Here is a 7469-nt window from a genome sequence, read left to right as displayed (position 1 = left end):
GCGGCCCATGACCATCATCGGGTCGAACATGACGACCACTCCTGCCAGCAGCAGGAAGCACAGGGGGCCGATGAGCATGGGCGCGAGGATGCCGGCGGCGGAGGATCCGCCCGGGTTGCCGCCGGTGGCGCCGTGCAGCTGGACACTGACGCCGGCCATGCCCATGTAGTGCATGCCCGAGACGGCGAGCCCCATGACCAGGCTCGCGCCGAGGCTCCACAGGATGCCGCGGACCTGGACGGCGGCCCACAGGGCGGCGGTGGCGGCGGCCATGGCGATCACCACGGAGGCGCCCACGGTGAACGTGTTGTACTCGATCGTCCCGTGAAGGCGCATACCGGCCATTCCCAGGTAGTGCATGGAGGCGACGCCGAGACCGGTGATGGTGCCCCCGGTGAACAGGGCGGGGCCGGTCGCTCCCTTGTAGCCGACGATGAAGACGCCGATGCCGACCATGACGATGGCGACGCCGAGGCTCGCGAACGTGGTGGCCTTGTCGTAGTGGATCGGCACGCCGTCCACGCTGAAGCCCATCATGGCTATGAAGTGCATCGTCCAGATGCCGGAGCCGATCGCCGCCGAGCCGAGGGCGAGCCAGCCGGCCCGCCAGGTGTTGGCGACGAGCAGCGATCTGGTGGTGCAGCGCAGCCCCAGAGCACCTCCCAGGCAGGCCATGAGGTACGCCACCACGGGGGTGACGAGTCCGTAACTGAAGCCGTCGACCGTGCCCTGCATGTGTCGCAGCCCTTCCGCCCTGGTACGCCGTGAGATGTCCTGCTCGTTCCCCTGCCGACGACCACTGGAGGCAGTCGCGGTCGAAGGTGAGATTAAAGCTCACACGGGAACGTCCGAACGATTTTCCAGCAAAGAATCCCGACATCTGCACAGGGGTCGGTCGCGGTTGGGTAACTCCGTTCAACCAGTGACCATCCTTCGCCTGTCTTCTGTTGGCTCTGTGCTGTCAGTCTCGTGCGGTCAGTGATCTCACGACGCATGAGGAGCAGACGTGTACGCACGCGCAGCAGCCGCACTGGCCTCGGTGACCGGTTCCGTCGTCATCGGTGTCCTGGTCCTGCCCACTGCCGCACAAGCCGCACCCGCCCACGACAGACCCGTCGTCGTCGCGCACCGCGGAGCCTCCGCCTACGCCCCCGAGAACACGCTGGAAGCCGTCGACAAGGCGGACGACCTCGGCTTCGCCTGGGTCGAGAACGACGTCCAGCGCACCAGGGACGGCGCGCTCGTGGTCATCCACGACACCACCCTGGCGCGCACCACGAACGTCGAGCAGCTCTTCCCGGACCGCGCCCCGTGGAACGTGAAGGACTTCACGGCCGCCGAGATCGCCACGCTCGACGCGGGCAGCTGGAAGGGCGCCGAGTTCACGGGCGCCCGGATTCCGACGCTGCACCAGTACCTGGACCGCGTCGAGGACAACCACCAGAAGCTGCTCCTGGAGATCAAGGCTCCCGAGCTGTACCCGGGCATCGAGGATCAGATCCTGCGCCAGCTGGGCAGGGACGGCTGGCTCAAGAACGGGCACGTCAAGCACCGGCTGGTCATCCAGAGCTTCAGCGCGGACAGCGTGCGGACGGTGCACGAGCGGCGGTCCGACATCACGACCGGGTTCCTGGGCACGCCGGCCGTGGCCGACCTGCCCGCGTACGCCGCGTTCGCCGACCAGATCAACCCGTCGCACACGACGATCTCCGCGGACTACGTGAACGCCGTGCACGCGCTCAAGGGACCGCACGGCAAGCCGCTGGAGGTGCACACCTGGACCGTCAACGACGCCGTGAACACCCAGCGCGTGGCCGGGCTCGGGGTCGACGGGATCATCACCAACAACCCGGACGTGGTGCGGGCGGCCCTCGCCGGCTGACCCGGCGCCGGGGCGTTGTCAGTGCCGCGCCGTAGCGTGGTCGGCATGAACGCCACTGGGCAGAACGAGCACGGCACGGCCGCCGCGGCGCAGCGCGTCGTGTGGACCGTCGTGGGCAGCGGCATCGGACCGCTGCTGCTGGCCGCGACGGACGAAGGTCTGGTGAACGTGGTCTTCCACGCCACCGACGCCGTGCGCGACAAGGCGCTCGACCGGCTCGGCTCCCGTCTCGGGGCCGAGCCGGTCGAGGCGCCCGACGCGCCGCTGCTCGCCGAGGCGGGGCGTCAGCTGGCGGACTACTTCGCCGGGCGGCGCCGTGACTTCGACGTGCCGCTGGACTGGTCGCTGATCGCCGGGTTCAACCGCCAGGTGCTGCGCGAGCTGGCCGCGGGCGTGCCGTACGGGGCGGTCGTGGGGTACGGGGACCTGGCCGGGCGGGTCGGTCAGCCGGGGGCGGCGCAGGCCGTGGGCATGGCGATGGGGGCGAATCCGCTGCCGGTCGTGGTGCCGTGCCACCGGGTCGTGGAGAGCGACGGCGGGATCGGCGGGTTCGGGGGCGGTCTGGAGACGAAGCGGAAGCTGCTGGCGCTCGAGGGGGTGTTGCCCGAGCCGCTGTTCTGAGAGGGTCCCGGGGTTTGCGGATGGTTGTTTCGTCGGGGTGGGGGCTGTTCCTTGAGTACAGGCAGTGGGGGTCTGAGCCGTCCTGAGAGCTCGTCGTCGGACTCCGCACGGACCGCGGACGCCGGACCGGGCACGGCGGTCGAGGCGGATGTGGCGGGGCTGCAGCGGCGGACGCAGCGCGTCCTCGTCGCCTCGCAGATACTCGGCGGGCTCGGCACCGCGACGGGGATCGCGCTGGCCGCCGTGCTGGCCAAGAAGGTCAGCGGGGACGAGGCCCTGTCGGGACTCGCGTCGACGGCGAGCGTCGCGGGGACCGCGGTGCTGTCGGTGCCGCTGGCCGCGCTCATGAACGCGCGGGGACGGCGGGCCGGGCTGGTGCTCGCCTATCTGATCGGCACCCTCGGGGCGGTGGTGACCGTCGTCGCCGCGGCGGCGGGGAACTTTCCGCTGCTGCTCGTCGGACTCGCGGGGTTCGGCGCGGCGTCGTCCGCCAATCTGCAGGCCCGGTACGCGGCGGCCGACCTGGCCGAGCCGGGCAGCAGGGCGCGGGCGATCTCGACCGTCGTCTGGGCGACCACCATCGGCGCCGTGCTCGGTCCGAACATAGCGGCGCCCGCGGGACGCAGCGTCGCGGGCCTCGGCATACCGGAGGAATCGGGGCCGTTCGTGTGGGCGGCCGGGGTGTTCCTGATCTCCGCGGTCGTGGTGCACGTGCTGCTGCGGCCCGATCCCCTGCTGACCGCACGGGAGTTGGCGCCCGCGGAGGAGCAGACGGCCGAGGCGCGCTCCATCCGTGCGGGGTTCGCGGCCGTGTCCGCCTCGCCGCGCGCCCGGCTCGCGCTCGTGACGGTCGCCGTGTCGCACACCGCGATGGTGTCGGTCATGTCGATGACACCGGTGGACCTCGAACACCACGGGGCGGGCATCGAGTTGATCGGGCTGGTCATCAGCGGGCACATCGCGGGGATGTACGCGTTCTCGCCGGTGATGGGACGTCTGGCGGACCGGTTCGGGCGGCTCACGGTGATCGGTCTCGCGGTGGGGCTGCTCGCGTGCGCGGCGCTGCTCGCCGGGACCGCCGGTGGGAGCCATGCGCAGAGCGCGGCGGGTCTGTTCGTGCTGGGGCTCGGCTGGTCGGCGGGTCTCGTCGCGGGTTCCGCGCTGCTCACCGACTCCGTGCCGCAGGCCGCGCGGGCCGCCGCGCAGGGCCTGTCCGATCTGACGACGAGCCTGTCGGCGGGCATCGGCGGGGCGACGGCCGGCCTCGTGGTGGCGACGGCGAGCTACGCGTGGCTGAACCTGGCGGCGGCGTGCCTGCTGGTGCCACTGGGCGCGCTGGCCCTGTTCACCCGCCGGTCCACGCGACCGCAGCAGGCGTAGCGATCGGGGCAGGCCTGGCAGGTACTGCGGGCCTGGCGAGTACCGCAGGTCCAGGGGTGCAGCAGGCCTGGCGGCCGCAGCAGGCAGGCGAGTTCAGCTCAGGGTGATGTGGTAGGCCTTGCGCAGCGTCTCGTGCACGGTCCACGTGGTGCGGTCGCCCTCGCGCAGCACGGCGGCGCTGCCGGGCCCGACCTCCAGCGTGTCGCCGCCCTCGACCTCGACGGTGGCGCGGCCGCTGACGACCACGAACAGTTCGTCGGCCTCCGTGTCGGTGACCACGCCGGGCGTGATCTGCCAGATGCCGCGCAGCTGCTTCCCGTCGGCGGACTCCCACAGCACCTTGCCGGTGACTTCGGGGTTGCCCGAGACGATCTGGGCGGGGTCGAGCGGCTCCGGTTCGAGTGCGACGTCGGGGATGCGGACGGCGAAGGACGCGACGGGCGGGGCGGGTGCCTCGGGGGCGGTGGGCAGATCGTTCGTGGTCATGGCCGGTCACCCTAGATGACCTGCGCCTCTCCTCTCACTGGACGGCTCGTAGTGTGTGCGCCCCGCCGACTGGACGGCTCGTCAAGGGGAAGACGAAAGGCGGAGAGGACAGAGACGGACACAGAGACGGAAGACGCACCCACCCAGGCAGGGAGTTCGTAGGGACATGGAGATCTCCGGCATATTCAGCGCGATCGTGATCGGCGTCGTGATCGGCGTGCTCGGCCGACTGGTGCTGCCCGGGCGGCAGCGCATCGGGATTCTGGCCACGATCGTCGTCGGCGTCGTGGCGGCGCTGCTCGGTTCGGCGATCGCGGCGGGCTTCGACGTCGCGGACACCAAGGGCGTCGACTGGGCGGAGTGGCTGATCCAGATCGGCCTGGCCGCGCTGGGAGTGGCACTTCTCGACCGCGGCCGGCTGCGTCGCTGAGCGGGCTGCGGCCGCCCCGTTCCTTCGACCCCTGCCGTTCCTTCTTCAACGGCCTGGTACGGCAGGGCTCCTCAGAGTGCTGATTCGGTAGCAGACTCCGCCGTGCGCACAGCCGGAACATCCGCGTGGACGGGTCGAGGAGCCGAAGGGACGGCGATCAGGCATGAGCGGAAACAGGGCAGTCGCATATCTCAAGCCGGGTGCGGTGGAGGTCAGGACCATCGACCACCCGACGCTCGAGCTGAAGGACGGTCCGGGGGTGGCGCCCGCGAACGTCGGCCGGACGTGTCGGCACGGCGTGATCCTGAAGGTGCTCGCCACCAACATCTGCGGCAGCGACCAGCACATGGTGCGCGGTCGCACGACGGCGCCCGAGGGCCTGGTCCTCGGCCACGAGATCACCGGCGAGATCGTCGAGAAGGGGCCGGACGTCGAGTTCCTGGACGTCGGGGACGTCGTCTCGGTGCCGTTCAACATCGCGTGCGGGCGCTGCCGCAACTGCAAGGAGCGCAAGACCGGCATCTGCCTGAACGTCAATCCCGCACGCCCGGGGGCGGCTTATGGCTATGTCGACATGGGTGGCTGGGTCGGCGGGCAGGCCGAGTACGTCATGATCCCGTACGCGGACTTCAACGTGCTGCGCTTCCCGGACGCCGACCAGGCACGCGAGAAGCTGCTCGATCTGACCATGCTGTCGGACATCTTCCCGACCGGCTTCCACGGTGCGGTGACCGCGGGCACCCAGGTCGGGTCGACGGTGTACGTCGCCGGGGCCGGGCCCGTCGGGCTCGCGGCGGCCGCGTCGGCGCAGCTGCTGGGTGCCGCCGTGGTGATCGTCGGGGACCTGAACGCCGAACGGCTCGCGCAGGCACGGAGCTTCGGCTGCGAGACGGTCGATCTGACCCGTGGCACGGTCGAGGACCAGGTGGCCGAGATCCTCGGCGTGCCCGAGGTGGACGCGGCCGTGGACGCGGTGGGCTTCGAGGCCCGCGCGCACGGCCTGGACGCCCCGGAGGCGCCCGCGACCGTCCTCAACTCGCTGATGGGCCTCACGGCGGCGGGCGGCGCGCTCGGCATTCCCGGTCTGTACGTCACCGATGATCCGGGCGGTGTCGACCAGGACGCGCGCACCGGGACGCTGAAGGTGCGGCTCGGGCTCGGCTGGGCGAAGAGCCACCGGCTGACGACCGGGCAGTGCCCCGTCATGACCTATCACCGGGGTCTGATGATGGCGATCCTGCACGAGAGGGTGCACATCGCGAAGGCCGTCAACGCGACCGTGATCGGCATCGAGGACGCGCCGCGCGGCTACGCCGAGTTCGACCAGGGCGCGAGCCGCAAGTACGTCCTGGATCCGCACGGCGCACTGAGCGGCGTACAGCCGGTGTAGATCCGCGGGTGAGCCGGCGCGGAACCGGCAGGCGGACAGGGAAAGTGGGTGCCACGCGCGCGTGGCACCCACTTTTCGGTCCCGGCGCCTACGGAGTTCCGGACGTCCGTCCTGAGACGTGTTTGAGGGCGACGCGCGTCCGCCAGGGATGACAGGGACGACGGGAACAACGGGAACAACAAGCGCGACGGGAACAACAGGCACGGCAGGCACGCAGGGGCAGGTTCCGACTGGCGGGAGGCGAGCGCATGACGGTCGTGGCGGACGAGGTTCGGGACGCGGTCGCGGCGGGGCGTCCGGTGGTGGCGCTGGAGTCGACGATCATCGCGCACGGGCTGCCGCGGCCCCGCAACCTGCGGGTCGCGCTGGAGCTGGAACAGGCGGTGCGGGAGGAGGGTGCGGTCCCGGCGACGATCGCCGTACTCGATGGGCAGCCCCATGTCGGTCTGGACAAGGAGCAGTTGGAGCGGGTCGCCAAGGACGACGGGATCCGCAAGCTCAGTCATCGCGATCTTCCGCTCGCCGTGGCGACGGGGGCGAGCGGCGCCACGACGGTCTCGGCGACCGCGCAGCTCGCGGCGGGCGCCGGCGTGCGGGTCTTCGCGACGGGCGGGCTCGGCGGGGTGCACCGGGGCTGGACGCAGACGCAGGACGAGTCCGCGGATCTGGGGCTGCTCGCGCGGACACGGATCACCGTGGTGTGCGCCGGGGTGAAGTCGATCCTGGACGTGCCCGCCACGCTGCAACGCCTGGAGACGCTGGGGGTGGCGGTCGCCGGGTACGGGACCGACCGGTTCCCCGGCTTCTATCTCGCCGACTCCGGCGAGCCGGTGGACTGGACGTTGCGCACGCCCGCTGAGGTGGCGCGGGTGATGCGGGCTCAGGACGCCCTGGGCGAGGGCGAGTCGGCGCTGATCGTCGCCCATCCCGTACCGGAGGCGGAGCAGTTGGAGCCTGCGCTGCACGCGCGCGTGCTGGAGGACGGGCTGCGCGAGTGCGAGCGGCAGGGCGTCAGTGGGCAGGCCGTGACGCCCTTCCTGCTGGACTACCTGATGCGGCACACCGACGGCGCGTCCCTGGAGGCGAATCTGGCGGCGGTGCGGGGGAACGTGCGGCTCGCCGGGCGGATCGCGGCGGCCTGGGCCGGAGCGTGAGACCGGGCGCCGGCTCCGGACTGCTCGTGGTCGGCGACGTCGTCACGGATGTCGTGGCCCGGCACCGCGGGGCGCTCGCCGCGGGGACGGACACGGTGGCGGCGATCCGTACGGTGCCGGGTGGCG

Annotated in this window: 8 protein-coding genes and 1 pseudogene; 7 read left to right on the top strand and 2 right to left on the bottom strand. The window is 71.4% G+C overall.

What is annotated here, in order from left to right; all coding sequences use genetic code 11:
* Positions 1-735: MHYT domain-containing protein (locus tag M4J07_RS45660; RefSeq protein ID WP_255982881.1), on the bottom strand; the 735-nt coding region annotated here is incomplete at its 3' end.
* Between the two features lie 271 nt (positions 736-1006).
* Here M4J07_RS45660 and M4J07_RS45655 point away from each other — a divergent pair.
* From M4J07_RS45655 to M4J07_RS45645, 3 genes are all read left to right on the top strand, one after another.
* The gene (locus tag M4J07_RS45655; protein WP_255982879.1) at positions 1007-1882 is read left to right on the top strand and encodes a glycerophosphodiester phosphodiesterase; all 876 of its coding nucleotides are present in this window, start codon (positions 1007-1009) and stop codon (positions 1880-1882) included.
* Between the two features lie 45 nt (positions 1883-1927).
* A complete protein-coding gene (locus M4J07_RS45650) occupies positions 1928-2503 on the top strand; it encodes a methylated-DNA--[protein]-cysteine S-methyltransferase (protein WP_255982876.1) in 576 nt (191 codons plus the stop codon).
* Positions 2504-2653: 150 nt separating this feature from the next.
* Positions 2654-3883 (top strand): MFS transporter, encoded by a 1230-nt coding sequence (locus tag M4J07_RS45645; RefSeq protein WP_255982883.1) that lies wholly within the window; start codon positions 2654-2656, stop codon positions 3881-3883.
* 93 nt (positions 3884-3976) lie between these two features.
* Here M4J07_RS45645 and M4J07_RS45640 read toward each other — a convergent pair whose 3' ends face one another.
* Complete coding sequence (locus M4J07_RS45640) at positions 3977-4369, bottom strand: cupin domain-containing protein (protein ID WP_255982874.1); 393 nt, start codon at positions 4367-4369, stop codon at positions 3977-3979.
* A 166-nt stretch (positions 4370-4535) separates the two neighbouring features.
* Between M4J07_RS45640 and M4J07_RS45635 the strand changes: the two genes are divergently transcribed.
* From M4J07_RS45635 to M4J07_RS45620, 4 genes and pseudogenes are all read left to right on the top strand, one after another.
* On the top strand, positions 4536-4799 hold the full coding sequence (locus M4J07_RS45635; RefSeq protein ID WP_255982872.1) for a GlsB/YeaQ/YmgE family stress response membrane protein: 264 nt from the start codon (positions 4536-4538) through the stop codon (positions 4797-4799).
* A 163-nt stretch (positions 4800-4962) separates the two neighbouring features.
* On the top strand, positions 4963-6189 hold the full coding sequence (gene fdhA / locus M4J07_RS45630) for a formaldehyde dehydrogenase, glutathione-independent (protein ID WP_255982870.1): 1227 nt from the start codon (positions 4963-4965) through the stop codon (positions 6187-6189).
* Positions 6190-6437: 248 nt separating this feature from the next.
* Positions 6438-7343 carry a pseudouridine-5'-phosphate glycosidase gene (locus tag M4J07_RS45625; RefSeq protein ID WP_255982868.1) on the top strand — a complete coding sequence of 302 codons (906 nt, stop codon included), beginning with the start codon at positions 6438-6440 and terminating at the stop codon, positions 7341-7343.
* Positions 7328-7469 (top strand): annotated as a pseudogene (locus M4J07_RS45620) (sugar kinase); the annotation flags it as partial. The gene M4J07_RS45625 and the pseudogene M4J07_RS45620, both read left to right, overlap by 16 nt.

Origin of the sequence: Streptomyces longispororuber, assembly GCF_024448165.1 — a bacterium.
In the GTDB taxonomy this organism is placed as follows: domain Bacteria; phylum Actinomycetota; class Actinomycetes; order Streptomycetales; family Streptomycetaceae; genus Streptomyces; species Streptomyces longispororuber_A.
Note: the sequence above shows the minus strand (reverse complement) of the source record. Positions and strands in the feature narration are given on the sequence as shown.